Origin of the sequence: Microbacterium sp., assembly GCF_046295495.1 — a bacterium.
Classification (GTDB): domain Bacteria; phylum Actinomycetota; class Actinomycetes; order Actinomycetales; family Microbacteriaceae; genus Microbacterium.
In genome coordinates, this window is sequence record NZ_JBKBNC010000006.1 from 23,261 (window position 1) to 38,063 (window position 14,803).

The following is a 14,803-nucleotide window of genomic DNA, read 5'->3' on the forward strand; positions in this document are numbered from 1 at the left end:
TCGGCGCGCTGCGGCGAAATGCGCGCGCGGGACGCTCAGCCGTCTTTCTTGCCGGTGCCCGACGAGCCCTTCCCGCCCGGGGCCTTGTCGTCGTCCTTCTGCCCCCGACCGTTGTGCGACGACCCCTTGTCGGCAGGTCCCTCCTCGGTCGGGTCGTCGCCTGTCGAGCCCGTGTCGGGGGCGTCCTGCCCGGGGTTCTCGGTGCCGTCGTCGGTCACGGTGTCCTGCCCGTCATCCCCCTGCTCCTCCGGGGCGGGTTCCGACGACTCCACGGGCACCTCCGTCAGCGCGGGGGTGGGGGTCGTCGCCGGGGCGGGGACCAGCGAGGTGAGGTCGGCGCGGACGGTCGCGATACGACTCAGGATGCCGTCGGCCTCCTCCCCCGAGATCTCCCCCGCGTCTCGACGGGCGGCGACCTCCGCCTCGAGGGCGTCGAGGGTCGCCAGGGCGGAGGCGTAGTCGCCCGTCGAGGCCTGTTGCGCGACGGTCCGGACCGCGCTCTGCCAGGCCGTGGGGGTGGCCGCCGGCGGCGCACAGGCGGCGAGTGCGAACCCCGCGGCCAGGAGCAGGGCGGCGGCGGGAGCGGCGCGACGGTTCACGGACCGACCTCCTCGTACAGGTCGTCGACGTGCTGGTCGAGGGGGCGGGGCAGCGACGGGAGGTCGGGCTCGGCGGACGACCCGACCGCGCCGAGCGCCACCGCCGTCGTGACGCCACCGGCCGCGATCACGGCCGCCACGAGGGAGGCCACGATCATGGTGCGACGCGAGAGACGCCTCGGGGTTCGGCGGGAGCGCGACGCCGCGACGCCGTCGAGGACCCGCGTCGGCTCCGTGGCGCCGTCCAGCGCGGCGGTCGACTGCTCAGCCGCGCTCGCCGCCGCCGGGATCGGAACATCCGCGAGGGTACGCAGCGTCACGATGAGACCGGCGGCATCCGGTCGCTCGCCCGGGTCGAGGGCGGTCATCTGCTGGAGCACCTCGCGCCAGGGCGCGGGGAAGCGGGCGGGGATCGGCGGCGACGACACCAGCCTCGCCGCGAGGGCCTCATGCGGGGTGCGCGCTCCGAACGGCCGGGATCCCGTCAGCGCCTCGAGCAGGACGAGACCGAGCGAATACACATCGCTGGCGGGGGCCGCCGGCATCCCCCGGGCCTGTTCCGGACTCAGGTACGCGGCCGTGCCGATGACGGTGTCGGCGCGGGTGACGCGTGTCGCGCCGACGAGGGAGGCGATCCCGAAGTCGGCGAGCGTCGCGCGCGGCGTCTCGCCCGGGTGCGCGGCGGGTCGGATGAGGATGTTCGACGGCTTGACGTCACGATGGACGATCCCGCGCGCATGGATGACGGCGAAGGCCTCGGCGATCTCGCGCCCGATCCGCGCGGCCTCCGGTGCGTCGAGGGCACCGCGGGCGATGCGGGCGCTCAGGCTGGGTCCGGAGATGAGTTCCATCGCCAGGTAGGCGGGTGTCGCCTCCAGGCGGGCGTCGTACAGGGTGACCAGGGACGGGTGGGACAGCGATGCGAGCAAGCGGATCTCCGACCGCACCCGCGCGACATCCGCGGGGTCGGCGCCGTCGCCGTCGATGACCTTGACCGCCAGCGTTCTCTCGAGCGCGGTGTCGACGGCCTCGTAGACGCACGCGTAACCGCCCCGGCCGAGCACGCGGCCGAGGCGGTACCTGCCGTCGAACAGTCCGACGCCGCCGGGAGGATCGGCGGAGTCGGCGACGGTCGGTGTCGATTCGCTCATGGTCTGTCTCCGGGGTGCGACCCCGGGTGGTTCAGACGAGGTCGTCGTTGGCGGAACGCGTGGTCGAACGGGTGACCTGGGCGCCCCCCGCCCCTTCGGTGCGGGTCACGGTGTCGATCTGGCGACGACGCACCAGCAGGATGACGCCGATCAGGAACACCACGACACCCGCCCCCATCATGATGTATCCGATCATGCTGAGGCTGACGTAGTCGTTGGGCAGGTTGACCGCGAACGCGAGGATGGCGCCGATGACGAACAGCGCGATTCCGGCTCCGATGCTCATGTGGAACCCCTTTCGAGAGTGCGACCAGCATCCCAAGAGGGGGTCGAAACCGCCGACGGTCTTGACAACGCCTGTCAAGACGGGTGCGCTCCACACCCGACGGGTGTGACATGGATGCCATGAGTCAGAACGATGTGACCACCCGATCCAACCGCGGGCAGTGGGAGAACGCGGTCGAGGGCCGCCCCGACCTCTCGGCGAGCTTCTCGAGTCGCGAGGAGGCCGTCGATCAAGGACGTGCCGTCGCCGACGAGCTCGGCTCGCAGCACACCGTCGAGGACGCGGAGCCCACCGGCGCCGTCACCGACGAGGACTGACCGCCCCGAACGGACGAAGGGCCGCGATCGATGATCGCGCCCCTTCTCTCGTGTGCCCCCGACTGGAATCGAACCAGCGACCTTTGGTACCGGAAACCCCGTCCAATCGGCAGGAGGGCGCACACGCCTCCAGCAAGCGCATGATTCCCGGCGTTTTCGATTACTGCGACCGTCCAGAACGTTCCCCGCTCACGACTTCTGTTGCCACGGTGTTGCCATTCGAGGAGCCCGCGGCTGGGTACTCACAATGGCTCTCATGGCGGTGGTGAAATGGCTCACGTACAGGACTGCGGCGGCTCGCGTCGGTCGGACTGAGCGCACGATCCGCAACTGGCGTATCTGGGGCATGCCGATGGAATGGCGCACCATCGAGGGCCAACGCACCCGCGTCGTGCGCGAGGACGTACTGCTCGAGCACTTTCGGCTGCGCCTCGCGCAGAGCCCTACCCATCAGTACCGGATGAGGGCACTCCGCAACGCGTCCTGAGCCGCGCTATGCGCCTCACCAGGCGTGACTGAGCGGGGCGTAACCAGATAGCTCTAAACGGCGGGGGTTGGGTCGTCGAGCTTGAGCGTGAGGCGGCGGACCTTCCCCCGCTGCGGTGGCTGTTGCCAGCTCACCGACGCCGCGGCAGCGGCCGGCCAGTCCACCGTCCGGAGATCAGTCTGCACCCCCGTCTCAGCGTCATAATCGACGGCTCCACCGCCGTTCACAAGGATCCAGCACGAGAGGCTGGCCCCGGGCTCGAGCTTTGCAACAGAGGCGGCGGCGCTTTGGGATACACCGCCGCAAGGGGCGAGGTTGACGTCGTAGGCGGGGCCGTCGCCGATATTCCACAGGAATACCTCGATCGTCACCACTCCTTCAGAGACGCGCCAGCGATGGTTCGACCTCGCTGTCTCGGCGCGGAAGAACGGCTGCGGCCGCTCCGAACGCGCCACGTAGAGACCGATGCCTGCGGCCACCACGGCACCCACGATTGTCGCCAACAGGGTTGCCCAGAAGCCGTCCCAGTCGAAGCCGGAGGTTGAGTCTGCGATGCGGCCAAGCTGGCAAGCGATCGACGTCGGGTTGCATTCCACAGCCGCACTCTATTGTGCTGGCGCCGGCACTGGAGATGCGACCATCGCAGGCCTTTGTCGCGTCGCTGTCGGAGGGTGCGTCTACTGTGGCCGCCATGGATCCCCGCGCGAACGCCGTCCCCGGCCGAGTCGACGAGCGCCTCGAGCTGACCTACCTGCGCGCCGGCGCCGAACCCCCATGGGAACGCCCGCACCGCGACGGCGTCGACATCACCGACCACCCGGACATGCAAACCCCGTACCAACGGCAGCGGCGCGCTGAATACGTCTCACGGGTAGAGGGGTATCGAGAGCACAGACTGATCTGAGGCACCGATCAGTAAAGCGCACAGAACTCCCCACGGGTGATGGCCGCCCGCCTTTGCGTCAATCGTTGGCGCCGTAGTCGTAGATCGCCCCGCCCTCCACAAGGGGCTGCGCACGCAGCTGACTGTCGACGCCAGGCAGGAAGTGTGCCCAGGCGTCAGAGACGATCGTCCCCAGATCCCCCAGGTACAGACTGAGCAGCTCCAAACTGTCGAGTCCACGAATGTCCTCGCCCTGGTGAGTCTCGGGTGCGTTGTGGAAGGACGTGTGTACCTCGACCCAATTTCGCTCATCCGCGACGTTGTACGAAGACAGCACGTTCGTCGCCTTCAGCCATCCCTCCTTCAGCAGCGTGCTACGCATCTGATAGAAAAATCTGGCGAGCGGATCCGCTCTAAGAGTTGCCGACCTGGGCGCCCACCACTCGTCGAATCCGGGCTCGCGCGAACGCAGGTTCTGGAGTGCGTGGCTGGTTGCAACGGCGAACGTTATGGCGATGCGGATGCCGCGGCGATGTTGGACGGTCAGCGGATGTGCCATCGCTCGCACCATTTCGGGCGACACGGTGTGGGGCACCGTTGGCAAGTGTTCAGGCGGGACGCCGACGAACTCGATCGGCCCGTCGTAGTAGTAGCGGTCAACCTCAAGCAACGAGAGGCCGTCGGCGGCGGTGTCGAGTGTCTCATCGACGTTGCGCAGAACCTGTTCAGTCGAACGACCAAGCTTCAGCACTGCATCGATCTTGTCGCTGTCCCACTCGACGTCGTCCACGGGAGTCATCGTAAGCCGCTGGGTGACAGGTGCGTCAGAACGGCTTCTTCGGGTCGAGGTCGTGCGACCGGAGATAGTCGTGCGGCCGGTCCATCGGCCACTGCTCCGCGGGGATGAAGGGGCCGCCGAGCGCGTGGCGGTAGGTCTCGTCGAGCACGCAGTCGCCGCAGATTGGCTCGCCGCCTGCACTTCGAAAAGGCGCGTCCGAGACGTCGTCCTCATCGAGGAGCAGTCCGGCGCAGCGCGGGCACATCTCGACGTTGCTCATGTCGCCCATCATCACAGCCCTCCCCGGGAGAACATGTTCTTGTTGTACTCGCGGATGACGTCCAGGATCAGCCGACGCAGCTCGTGCTCGCGCGGAGACATGTCCACTCGCGCGTCGATGGGGCCGACGTTGACGGACGGGACGGCCGCAGCGACCTGACCAACGATCCCACCCTCCGCCATCGGCATCACGCCCGGCATCCGACGGAATCCCTCCATCAGCAGCGACCACGACCGCGGTGAACCGTCGAGCGGGGCGAACAGCTCCGCGACATCGCTCCGGTCGCCGACCACCCGATACGTGCGCGGCGGGACGACCTGAGCGCCCCCTGAGAGGGGGGTCAGGCCCCGAGGTAGGTCGAGTGCCCCCAGCGCCCGAGGCGACATCGTCATGCCGTTGCTGACGGTGACGTCCGCGTTCAGCACGCGCGGGATGCGGCCGATCTCGGCGAGCACGTTCTTCGTCGCCTCGAGAGCCTGCGTGACGTTCGCCGTGAACGTCGTCGGCACCAGCTCCGGCACCGCCCCGTACGCCTCGATCAGGTGGTTCGCCTGGTCCTCAGTGAGGCCCATCTGGATGAGCGAGTCGTACAACGCCTGACGGGTCGCGTCGTACCGGCCGGCGAGCTGGTCCTGCGACTCCCCGGCGTCGCGCGCCGCGGCGAGCTCATCTTGCAGAGCGCTCACGGAGCTGCGCAGCTGGCTATCCAACAGGCTCCCCGACTCGGAGGCGCGGAGGTTCGCCGCGTCGACACCCTCGAGGGAGAGCTTCGCACCGTCCGCGCCCAGACCAACGACGGAGAGGCTGTCAGCGAGGCGTAGGGACGCGTCGTTGAGGTACCCGAAGGAGCTCGCCTGGTCGATGAATCCGCCGACCTTGTCGCGTCCGTCCTGCAGCATCGGGATGAGCTTGCCGCGGATGGTTTCGGCCGCCGCGTCCGTCTCGGATTCGAACCCGCGCATGTCGCCGGCGAGCTGCGCGAGGGTGACGGCATTCTCGGTCTGGCCGAGGATGGCGCTGATCTGCGCGAACCCGGCGACGGCCGTCGCGAGAGGACCCGATACGAGACGGCCGAGGCTCTCGGCGCCGGCGGCTGTCCCCTCCGCGAGAGCGATACCGAAGTCGAATGCGCCCTTGGCCAGGTCGCCGATGAACCCGATCAGCGGGCCGCGGTTCTGCGACACCCAGTCCGCCACGTCGCCGAGCGGGTCGGCCGCCACGGTGGCCAGCGCACCCTGGATGCCCTGCACGGCGACCTCGACGTTGCGGAACGCGCGGTCGACGCGGGTCTGATCGTTGTCGGCGAGGGTGTCAAACATGCGCTGCGCGGCGCCCTCGACCTGCCCGAGCTGGTCGACAGCCGACGACAGGTCGAGGGAGAACAGGGCGTCTCCAAGATCCTCGGCCTTCGTCTTGAACAGGTCGAGAGCAACCTGGTTCCGCTGCACCGGGTCCTCGATGTCGCGCATGCCCGTGAGGATCTCCTCGAGGCCCTTCCGCGCGCGCGGCCCGCCCTCAGCGAACGCGGTGAACGTGTCCTCCACATTGAGGCCGAGCTGCCTCAGAGCGTCGGCGCCCTCTCGGTTGCGGAGGGTGAGCTGGATCTCTTTGAGGCCATCGGCGACGATGTCGGTGTTGCGGGCGCCGGCGTCCATGCCCTGGTTCAGCAGGCCGAGGTACTCCTTGCCGGAGAGGCCGAGTTCACGCATCACCGTCGGGTATTCGGTGAGGCTGTCGAGGAGGTCGTCGCTGCGGTTCAGCCCCTTGCGGGCGCCGGTGGCCAGGAGGTCGAACGCCTCCTGTGCGGACCCGGCGAGGCCCGTGCGGAGCAGGGTGGCGACGACGGTAGCCGTCGGCTTGACGTCCTCCTCGAGCGCGTCGGCGATACCGGACAGGCCCTCGATGACCTTCTGCGCGTCGCGGGTGGCGCCCTTCTCGTCGATGATGCCGAACTGCAGTCCGAGGCGCGCGACGTTCATGTTCGACTCGATCGACTCGCCGAACGTATTGGCGTACGCCTCGCCCGACACGAACGCGAACTTCCGCGCCTGCTCAGGTGAGACTCCGGTGAGAGCCTGCAGCCGATCCTCTCGCACCTCCACGGCCATCCCATCGCGGATGCCGCCGATGAGCCCCTCGCCGATCGCCTTTCCCGCGAGGACGATGCCACCCGCGATGGGGATCGCGGTGAGCGCGGCGATCAAAGACCCCTCGATGTCGCCGCCGACCTTCTTGCCTGCTCTCTTCCCCACGCCATCGGTGGCGTCCTCGAGCGGCTGAGTGTCAGCGTCGACCTCCATCACAGCGCGGGCGCCGCGGAGACCATCGAGACGAGCCTGCGCCCGCTCCATCTGCTTCACCGCGCGGGTGATGTCCGCGTCGACCTGCATCTCCGGCTGGATTGCGCGGAGGTAGTCGACCTTCTCGTAGAGACGGGTGAAGGCCTTCTCGGCGCCCGTGATTTCCGCGTCGACCTTCGCCACCGTCTTGGCCGAGACGATGCGACGAGCGGCGTCCTCGACCTGCTTCATGCCGGCGACGGCGCCCTTGACGTCGGCGTCGACCTTCTGCGTGATTGGCTTCTTCTCGATGCGATCGCCGGCGGCCTTGATGACCTTCTCGGCCCGGGGCACGTCTTCGGTGTTCGCGGTGAATAGGACCTCGAGCTCTGCGGCTCGCAATCGGGTTGTCATGTCAATTCGCTCCGTGTGTGTCGGTGCTGAGTAGGTATGGGTGAGGGGCTGACCCCGCCCAGCGTCAGCCCCTCAGAAATGGGTGGTGAGACACCCGCCGTAGCGGGGTAACCGGTCCTCGACCACCCGTCGAACGCGAGGGCCCTCACCGAGAAGGAACGGCGGGCAGGCATCACGTCCGAAGTCACCGATCAGCCGAGGAACGACCGTGGCCGGGAGGCGAGCTTCGCGTCGACCTCACTCGGCGTGTTGAGCCGCAGCCCCTCGCGCGCCATGAGCAGCCAGTCGAGGTGCCCCACCGTCTTCCCGTCGATGTAGTACCCGTCGCCCAGCGACCAGTTGTCCCCGGCGGCGAACAGGACCGACAGGTTCGGCGTCGTTTTGCCAGGGTGGCGAGGCAGGTAGTGCAGGCGGGTCTGCTCCATCGTCGGCGCGAGCTCAAATACCTCCGTCATCGAGATGCGGAAGTTCACGAGCGGGGAGAGCGCGGACCACGCGCGCGGGACGGCCCGCCACGCTGCGCTGGCGCTCTCGTCGCCCATGTCGATGACGTCGTCGGACGTCGTGTCGGTCGTGAAGCCGTACTCGCGTGCCGCGATCACCAGCGGTGCCGTGAGCTCCTCAAAGCGCGGCTGCAGGCCCGCAACGATCCCGTCGAGGCTGGGCACGACCTCCCGGCCGACGGCCTCGAGGATCTCCTCTGTGACGCGCGCGACGCCGACCCCGAGGCCCGCGCCGTGCAGGGTTTGCACGGTGTGGGAGCGGATCGAGATGTCTTCGACGCGGCGCCGTAGGCCAGCGTCCGTGAGCTTGAGCACGTTCGCCGGCGCGAGCGGGGCGGCGTGGCCGGCGGCAATCTCGATGAGCTCGAGGCCGCGTCGGATGGGTTCGGGCGTCTCGATGCCGAGCACCGCGCAGCGGCCAGCGAACTCGTGGAGAGCGGCTGTCGTGATCATGCGGCGACCTCGACCTTCTCGACCATGCCCGACGCGAGCAGGCTCTCGATCTGCGTGGGGCGGGTGCTCAACGGCAGCAGCGACCCGCGATAGACGTACGTGTCGTGGTTCGTGATCGAGACGGCGACCACGACGGGGGCGACGACACGGTACTTGGCGCGGCCCATGATGTACGGGTTGACCATCAGCCCCACGCCTTCCGGTACAGCGCGCTCTGCGCCGCGGGCAGCGCCGCGGCCGGGGTGCCCCAAGCCTTATCGGCGAGAGTCGGGGCCGGCGCCACCCGGCTGGGTGCGACGACCTTGTCGACGGCGGCGAGGACCTGGTCGTTCGTCGCGTCGGCGGGCAGGCCGAGCCGGTCTGTGAACGCCTGCCGCGGGACGCGCGCGGGCGACTCGCTCCGAGGCGGCCGCGTGAGCGACGCGCGCATCTGGTGCGGGAAGAGCTGGCGGGGATGGTGATGGAAGGGCATGGGAGCCTCCGGGTGTCTGATCGACTGCCGCACCGGTCCCCGACCTGTCGTGCGTTGCCCCCTGGGCTCCTGGCTGAGAATCGCCGGCCCCTGGCCCGTCACGTTTCCGCCAGGAACAAGTCTACCGCCGACACCCCTCGACGCAGCGGCGCAGCGCCGTCCGCCGCGGCCAGATGAGGTTTCGCCGCGAGCAGCTCCCCCAGCATCTGATCGACACGGCCCCAGACGATCGCGCCGCGACGATCGAGCACGGCGTCCGCGCCGACGTACACCTCGAAGTCGGCCGGATCCGCCAGACGATCGCGCAGGAACACCCCCAGGAGCATCCGGTTCGCCTCGGCCAGCGCCGCCCTCGCCTCCCGCAGCTCGACCCGCCGTCGCGCCGCCTCCGCCGCGAGCGACGCATCCGACCGGCCGCTCACGACTCCGCCTCCCGCCCGAGCCGAGCTAGCCGCCTGCGCTCGCACGCCGCGTTATGCCGAGCCCGGAACTCCGCATCCGCGTGATACCGGCGACGGTGCCGCTCGTTGTCCGCCGCCTTCCTCTCCGGCCGCTGATCCCGGTTCCGATACCGGCACTTCTCCGAACAGAACCGCCGCTGCGGCGTCGACGTCGCCGGCATCGCTCCACCGCACTCCTCGCACACACGCGTCATCACTGCTCACCCCCATCTCGACCCCGGCTCGAGGTCATCTCAGGTGCGGTTTTGGGGGGACTCGTCACACCCTCCGACACCCCTCCGATCCCTGTCAGCCAGCGGGAAGTGCGACCCCTCGCGCGTGTGACCCCCCTGGTGGTAAAAAACCGCGTCACACCCGGGGAGAGGGGAACACCTCTCCGGTGGTGGTCCGGTTCTCGGCTTGGGCGCTGGATTTTCGAGGGGGTGGGGGTGTCGCTGGTCCCGCGCGCGCACTGTGGCTGGGTTGGGTGTCCCCACGCGTCACGTCCGTCTCGGTGACTGTCGGCCAGCAACGGCAGGTGGGTGTGCTCCTGCTCGCCATCATCAGCCAGCGTCGCCGGGAGGCGGCGCAACGGTGACCGCCTCGAGACGCTCGCGTTTGAAACGCGACCGTGCCGTGCTCCCAGCGTGACGTCGGGTTGAGCCTCCTCGCCGGAGGGGCATCGCCCGGCAAGCCGGCCGATCGTGTCGATGAGCATCATGGATGGTCCCTCCGAACACACAAGCGAGCGGAGCGAGCGGGTAGGCGCCGGGAGGCGCCGCCATAGTCCGGCAGAGCCGCGAACGTGAGTGCTTATTACTTCGTGGCCACTGGGTGGCCCATAACGGTTTGGGCGATACGGCATACCCAGTGGCCCATAACCGCGGCCACCGTATGGGCTACCCAGTGGCCCATAACCCGACCGCCGACGAGATCCGATACCGGGCCGACTTGCGGGGCCCGCCGGGCTCGACGACCTCGATGACGCCGGAGTCGACGAGAGCGGTGAGGGCTTTGCGGACGCCAGACCGTTCCATCCCTGACTCCTCTGCGATCGTCTGTTGCGCGGGGAAGCTGAGCCCCGTGGCATCGGCGTGGTCGACGAGGACAACGAGAACGAGCGACTGGCCCGGCGTGAGGCCGAGGCGGGTGAGCCGGCGACTACGGAACAGCCACCGAACTGAGGGACGAACCACACGCTCACACCTCCGCAGGATCGGCCGTGGGCGACTGTGTGCGGCTCATCGGTACGTCCTCAGACCATGTACGCGACAGCGAGAGCTTCCCGCGCGGGGTACGCCACCCATTCGACCGAACGACAGGCCACTCGAGCATGACGATCGTGCACGGTGCGCATGGAGCGTGGATCGACGAGAAGCCGCCCGAGCCCTCTTGCGCACCCCATGCGAGCTGCGCGGCGCATCGCGAGCAGAGGCCCGCCCGTTCGGCGAGTCGGCACACCTGCTGCCACGCCTCGGCCTGACCCTGCGTCTCAGGCTTCGGCGGCTGACCGGTCACAGAGCCACCCCCGACTGCAGGTCGATCATCATCTCGAGCTCGAGTTGCAGCATCGGGTCGTCTACGGGATCGCCCATCGGGACGTACTCCATCCAGCTCCGGCGGTCAGTCGCGCAGCGCACCTTCGCCACATCGACGCCCCTCGCCTTCCACCGGGCGAAGGTCTGCGCAGGTGAGCCCATCGCACTGACCCGCTCGATCGCGCTGAGTCGGTCTGCCTTCGTCGCGTCCCTGAAGTGGCGGACGACAAAGACTCCGGGGCGGGAGGACACGCGGGCGAGGCGAAAGTGGATCCGCAGGAGCATGGTCCCGCGCTGGTTCTCGGCGTAGAAGACGGCCTGCTCGAGGTCTTCCCCGACCTCGATCGTGTGGCTTTCCGTGCGCATTTCGGCGATGATGGTCATGATCGTTCCTCTCCGGTTCTGGTCTTCGCCCTCGGATGCCGCTGCAACGGCGCCGAGGGCTTTCTTCGTGGTCACCGCGACACCGCAGCCGTGCTCGTACGCTCGGAAGCTTCGAGCCACGCAATTACGTCCGACTCCCGATAGACGACGGTTCGGGGTGTGGGCTTGAGGAACTTGGGCCCTTTGCCGTGCTCGGCTGCACCGATGAACCTCAGCTGGGCGAGATGCCCTACGGATAGGAACGGCCACCTGTCGTGGACCTGGTGGGGGGTGAGATACGTCTCGCTCATGGTTCGTGCCCTTCGGTCTTATGGTCCTGCGTCATTGGTGCGTAATTGAATCACGTCACGGGACCATAATGCAAGCATGACGGGTCACCGTAATAGGCTCCACTCATGACATGGGTCTGGAAGCCTCTCGCCTACAGCGGCGGTCACATACACACGGAGCCGGATCTCGTCGTATGGCGAGAGATAGCCGCAGTCGGTGAAGACCCCCTCGACGGCTCAACGATCCGGCTCCAAGTTCGCTATGGCGACAAGCTCGGGCGCTACTACATCGCCGGGTTCGCGTTAGGCGACCTCGGCGAGTCGAACGAAGTGACAGGGGCCCGCCTCCGGGACATGCCGATCCTGTCTCACCTCAGAGACGCTCTCGACGGATACGCGGAAGTCATGCTGTCGACCGGCGACTCGTTCGATCCGCTGCAGGTGTCCGCGGCAAGATCCGAAATCATCGACGGTGGACCTTCGTCGCGTGAAGCTATGCTCGCGACAGCTCGTGTCTACCGCTACGCGCAGATCCTCAATCTGTCTCCGGCCTTCGCCGTGCAGACGACCCTCGGACTCACGGCGCCGACTGCAACTCTCTGGATCCGGCGCGCGCGGTCTCAAGGGCTGCTCGGCACATACGGTCAGACCGATGGGTAGCGTCTACGCCTACGAGACGAAGGCCGGGAAAAAGCTCTACCGGATCGTCTACCGCCGCCCCGATCACTCTCAGACCCAGGAGCGCGGCTTCGTTCGGAAGGCGGATGCCGAGCGCCGGCTTCGTGAGGTCGAGACGTCGAAGGACCGCGGCGAGTACATCGACCCGTCCACCGCCTCTGCGACCGTGGGGCACCTCGGCGAAGCATGGCTGCGTGACCGTGAGGGCGTGCTGAAACCGTCCAGCTACCTCCCTCTGGTCTCCGCGTGGCAGAAGCACGTGGAGCCTCGCTGGGGGGCGCGCACCGTCGGCAGCATCCGGCACAGCGAAGTGCAGACGTGGATCTCCGAGCTCGCCACCGCCACGACCGGGAAGGCGAAAGACGACGCTCCCGCGCGCACAGCGAGCTCGACGACCGTCCGGCGCGCGCACGGCGTCCTCGCCGGCATCCTTGACGTCGCCGTCCGCGATCGCCGTCTCGCGCGCAACGTCGCCCGTGACGTCGACCTCCCCGCGAAGGGCTCCACGAAGCCGCGCGTCTACCTGTCACACCGGGAGGTGCAGCAGCTCGCCGACGCCGCTCCCCCGCAGCACGCCACCCTCGTCCTCTTCCTGGCCTACACGGGCCTCAGGTGGGGCGAGGCGACCGGACTACGGGTGCGGCACGTGGACGCGCTCAGAAGGCGCGTGAAGGTCGAAGAGAACGCCGTCCTGGTCGCCGGCCTCATCCACGTCGGCACTCCGAAGACGCATCGCTCGAGGTCGGTCCCCTACCCCGAGTTCCTCGCGCTGCCCATCGCGAAGCTCGCCGAGGGCAAGAGCCGCGACGACCTGCTGTTCGGCGACGGCAAGACCCACGTGAAACTCCCCGCATCCCGCAACGGGTGGTTCACCGGCGCCGTATCTCGAGCGCGTGACGCCAACCGGACGTTCCCGAGGATCACACCGCACGACCTCCGCCACACCGCTGCATCCCTCGCCGTGCAGGCCGGCGCACACGTGAAAGCCGTGCAGAGGATGCTCGGTCACGCGTCCGCAGCGATGACCCTCGACACCTACGCGGACCTGTTCGACGACGATCTGGACGCCGTCGCGGCCGCACTCGATCAGGCCCGCCGCTCAGCGAATGTTGCCACCCTGTTGCCATGAAGAAAGGGACCGCGGGTCTGAATGACCCGCGATCCCTTGTCCCGCCTGGTGCCCCCGACTGGAATCGAACCAGCGACCTTTGGTACCGGAAACCAACGCTCTATCCCCTGAGCTACGGAGGCGGACCGGTCAAGGGTAGCACCGCGTCGCGCGCGTCCCCGACCGGACGGCGGGGCCGCCGGCCCCGCCGTGGTGGCGGTCACTCGTCGCCGACGACCCCGATGCCCGTGGCCTGGTGGTCGGCGTTGGGGTCGTCTGCGGCCGGGGCCTTCGACTCCTCGTCGACGTCGTTCTCTTGGCTCGGCTTGACCGTGGGGTCGTCGCCGAGGTCGGCGGCGTCGCCGGCGGGGACGTCGGCGGGGGCGGAGTTCTGCGAGTCGCTCATGGTGTTCCCTTCATCGCGGAACATCCAGCCTGGCAACACGAAGCAGGGGCGCGCATCGGGTTGACCCCTCAGCCCGACAGCCCTAGTGACGGAACATCCCGCGCACGCGGCGGGTGAGCGGCATCCGGAGCAGCACCTCGCGTCCGTCGACGTCGACCGAGACGACGGAACCTCCCCATCCGCGCGCCGGGGCGGGTACCGCCTCTCCGCGCACGTAGGCCTCGGCGACGTCGACGTAGACGGCCAACAGCTGTGTGCTCTGATCCTTCGACGACGACGCGTCGACGAGCTGCGTGCGGTGGCCGGTGTCGGTCTCGACGGAGAACCATCGCGAGCCGGGCGTCGAGACGAGGGCCCATCGGCCGCCGCGTGCGAAGCGCGCCCACGCGGCACCGTCGCGCAATTCGGTGGTCACTTCGAGGTCGGCCTGAGCGAGCGCGAGGACCTCCAGCATCGCGAGCGCCTCGGCGGCCGTGACGTAGTCGCCGCGATCGGCGCTCAGCCCGCCCCACTCGAACCTGCGCTCACTCATCGGCCGCCTCCTCGCCACACGCCTGGACCGAGGGTAACCCCCGACACGGACCCGTGTGCGTGCGGGAGGCGACCCTGGACGGCGGCTGGGTACTCCCCCGACGGCGCCTCGCTCGGACGAGGCCTTTCAGCCCTGGATGGGCTGGTCGAAGTCCCCGTCGATCGGCTCGTCCTCACCCCGCGGATCGCTCTCCACGGCGTACAGGTGCGCGCGCGGGAACAGGCGGTGCTTCTTCAGCTCCCCGGCCGCGTGCGAGAAGTCCGGCTCCTCGTCGTGCCACTCCACGGGCGCGGAGAGCACGTCGTTGCCCACGCCGATGACGAGTTCCGCCTGGGCCACCTTCTTGTCGCCGGTGACGATGGGGATGCTCACCGCCTCCGACTGTCCCTCATTCGCGACGGCGGCCGTCAGCTCGACGAGCGACGCGGCGACGTCGTCGGTGGTCGTGACGGTTTCGCCGGCATAGGTCACGCATCGCATGCTCCGATCCTGCGGCCTCGCCGTCGACGGAGAGCGAGGGTTGCCGGACCGGAATGAGTGGTCTAG

The 14,803-nt window shown here is 68.6% G+C and carries 21 protein-coding genes and 1 tRNA gene; 5 read left to right on the plus strand and 17 right to left on the minus strand.

Annotated elements, in window-relative coordinates; genetic code table 11:
• Nucleotides 1-35: 35 nt before the first annotated feature.
• The 3 genes from ACK4LS_RS03865 to ACK4LS_RS03875 are packed head-to-tail and all read right to left on the minus strand — an operon-like array spanning nt 36 to nt 2,036.
• Nucleotides 36-599 carry a hypothetical protein gene (locus tag ACK4LS_RS03865; protein ID WP_409713425.1) on the minus strand — a complete coding sequence of 188 codons (564 nt, stop codon included), beginning with the start codon at nt 597-599 and terminating at the stop codon, nt 36-38.
• Nucleotides 596-1,750, minus strand: a complete 1,155-nt coding sequence (locus tag ACK4LS_RS03870) for a serine/threonine-protein kinase (RefSeq protein ID WP_409713428.1) — start codon at nt 1,748-1,750, stop codon at nt 596-598. Before ACK4LS_RS03870 ends, ACK4LS_RS03865 begins: the two co-directional genes overlap by 4 nt.
• 31 nt (nt 1,751-1,781) lie before the next feature.
• On the minus strand, nt 1,782-2,036 hold the full coding sequence (locus ACK4LS_RS03875) for a DUF6458 family protein (RefSeq protein ID WP_409713431.1): 255 nt from the start codon (nt 2,034-2,036) through the stop codon (nt 1,782-1,784).
• A gap of 119 nt (nt 2,037-2,155) precedes the next feature.
• On the opposite strand from ACK4LS_RS03875, the gene ACK4LS_RS03880 reads away from it, so the two are divergent.
• Both ACK4LS_RS03880 and ACK4LS_RS03885 read left to right on the plus strand, forming a co-directional pair.
• Nucleotides 2,156-2,353, plus strand: a complete 198-nt coding sequence (locus ACK4LS_RS03880) for a DUF2188 domain-containing protein (RefSeq protein WP_409713434.1) — start codon at nt 2,156-2,158, stop codon at nt 2,351-2,353.
• A gap of 256 nt (nt 2,354-2,609) precedes the next feature.
• On the plus strand, nt 2,610-2,840 hold the full coding sequence (locus tag ACK4LS_RS03885) for a hypothetical protein (RefSeq protein ID WP_409713437.1): 231 nt from the start codon (nt 2,610-2,612) through the stop codon (nt 2,838-2,840).
• A 53-nt stretch (nt 2,841-2,893) separates the two neighbouring features.
• On the opposite strand, the gene ACK4LS_RS03890 is transcribed toward ACK4LS_RS03885, so the two are convergent.
• On the minus strand, nt 2,894-3,436 hold the full coding sequence (locus ACK4LS_RS03890) for a hypothetical protein (protein WP_409713439.1): 543 nt from the start codon (nt 3,434-3,436) through the stop codon (nt 2,894-2,896).
• Nucleotides 3,437-3,531: 95 nt separating this feature from the next.
• On the opposite strand from ACK4LS_RS03890, the gene ACK4LS_RS03895 reads away from it, so the two are divergent.
• Complete coding sequence (locus tag ACK4LS_RS03895; protein ID WP_409713443.1) at nt 3,532-3,744, plus strand: hypothetical protein; 213 nt, start codon at nt 3,532-3,534, stop codon at nt 3,742-3,744.
• Nucleotides 3,745-3,802: 58 nt separating this feature from the next.
• On the opposite strand, the gene ACK4LS_RS03900 is transcribed toward ACK4LS_RS03895, so the two are convergent.
• The 9 genes from ACK4LS_RS03900 to ACK4LS_RS03940 all read right to left on the minus strand — a co-directional run bounded on the left by ACK4LS_RS03900 (nt 3,803) and on the right by ACK4LS_RS03940 (nt 11,264).
• The gene (locus ACK4LS_RS03900; protein ID WP_409713446.1) at nt 3,803-4,513 is read right to left on the minus strand and encodes a hypothetical protein; all 711 of its coding nucleotides are present in this window, start codon (nt 4,511-4,513) and stop codon (nt 3,803-3,805) included.
• Between the two features lie 34 nt (nt 4,514-4,547).
• On the minus strand, nt 4,548-4,781 hold the full coding sequence (locus ACK4LS_RS03905) for a hypothetical protein (RefSeq protein WP_409713449.1): 234 nt from the start codon (nt 4,779-4,781) through the stop codon (nt 4,548-4,550).
• An 11-nt stretch (nt 4,782-4,792) separates the two neighbouring features.
• Complete coding sequence (locus ACK4LS_RS03910) at nt 4,793-7,474, minus strand: phage tail tape measure protein (protein ID WP_409713452.1); 2,682 nt, start codon at nt 7,472-7,474, stop codon at nt 4,793-4,795.
• A 191-nt stretch (nt 7,475-7,665) separates the two neighbouring features.
• Nucleotides 7,666-8,385 carry a hypothetical protein gene (locus ACK4LS_RS03915; protein ID WP_409713455.1) on the minus strand — a complete coding sequence of 240 codons (720 nt, stop codon included), beginning with the start codon at nt 8,383-8,385 and terminating at the stop codon, nt 7,666-7,668.
• Between the two features lie 41 nt (nt 8,386-8,426).
• Nucleotides 8,427-8,615 (minus strand): hypothetical protein, encoded by a 189-nt coding sequence (locus ACK4LS_RS03920; RefSeq protein ID WP_409713458.1) that lies wholly within the window; start codon nt 8,613-8,615, stop codon nt 8,427-8,429.
• A complete protein-coding gene (locus tag ACK4LS_RS03925; protein WP_409713461.1) occupies nt 8,615-8,902 on the minus strand; it encodes a hypothetical protein in 288 nt (95 codons plus the stop codon). Before ACK4LS_RS03925 ends, ACK4LS_RS03920 begins: the two co-directional genes overlap by 1 nt.
• A 98-nt stretch (nt 8,903-9,000) precedes the next feature.
• Nucleotides 9,001-9,324 (minus strand): hypothetical protein, encoded by a 324-nt coding sequence (locus tag ACK4LS_RS03930; RefSeq protein ID WP_409713464.1) that lies wholly within the window; start codon nt 9,322-9,324, stop codon nt 9,001-9,003.
• A 917-nt stretch (nt 9,325-10,241) separates the two neighbouring features.
• Complete coding sequence (locus ACK4LS_RS03935; protein WP_316000424.1) at nt 10,242-10,538, minus strand: helix-turn-helix domain-containing protein; 297 nt, start codon at nt 10,536-10,538, stop codon at nt 10,242-10,244.
• A gap of 318 nt (nt 10,539-10,856) precedes the next feature.
• Complete coding sequence (locus ACK4LS_RS03940) at nt 10,857-11,264, minus strand: hypothetical protein (protein WP_409713468.1); 408 nt, start codon at nt 11,262-11,264, stop codon at nt 10,857-10,859.
• 395 nt (nt 11,265-11,659) lie between these two features.
• Here ACK4LS_RS03940 and ACK4LS_RS03945 point away from each other — a divergent pair, with 395 nt between their 5' ends.
• The gene (locus tag ACK4LS_RS03945; RefSeq protein WP_409713471.1) at nt 11,660-12,193 is read left to right on the plus strand and encodes a hypothetical protein; all 534 of its coding nucleotides are present in this window, start codon (nt 11,660-11,662) and stop codon (nt 12,191-12,193) included.
• Nucleotides 12,186-13,340 (plus strand): tyrosine-type recombinase/integrase, encoded by a 1,155-nt coding sequence (locus tag ACK4LS_RS03950; RefSeq protein WP_409713474.1) that lies wholly within the window; start codon nt 12,186-12,188, stop codon nt 13,338-13,340. The genes ACK4LS_RS03945 and ACK4LS_RS03950 overlap by 8 nt, the downstream gene beginning before the upstream one ends.
• Before the next feature lie 46 nt (nt 13,341-13,386).
• Here the strand turns inward: ACK4LS_RS03950 and ACK4LS_RS03955 are convergent.
• The 4 genes from ACK4LS_RS03955 to ACK4LS_RS03970 all read right to left on the minus strand — a co-directional run bounded on the left by ACK4LS_RS03955 (nt 13,387) and on the right by ACK4LS_RS03970 (nt 14,737).
• Nucleotides 13,387-13,462: transfer RNA gene (locus ACK4LS_RS03955), tRNA-Arg, on the minus strand.
• A 77-nt stretch (nt 13,463-13,539) separates the two neighbouring features.
• Nucleotides 13,540-13,725 (minus strand): hypothetical protein, encoded by a 186-nt coding sequence (locus ACK4LS_RS03960; RefSeq protein ID WP_409713477.1) that lies wholly within the window; start codon nt 13,723-13,725, stop codon nt 13,540-13,542.
• An 82-nt stretch (nt 13,726-13,807) separates the two neighbouring features.
• Nucleotides 13,808-14,257: a hypothetical protein gene (locus ACK4LS_RS03965; RefSeq protein WP_409713479.1), complete on the minus strand. Its 450-nt coding sequence runs from the start codon at nt 14,255-14,257 to the stop codon at nt 13,808-13,810.
• 126 nt (nt 14,258-14,383) lie between these two features.
• Entirely contained in the window at nt 14,384-14,737 is a 354-nt protein-coding gene (locus ACK4LS_RS03970; RefSeq protein WP_409713482.1) for a hypothetical protein, read from the minus strand.
• Nucleotides 14,738-14,803: the final 66 nt, after the last annotated feature.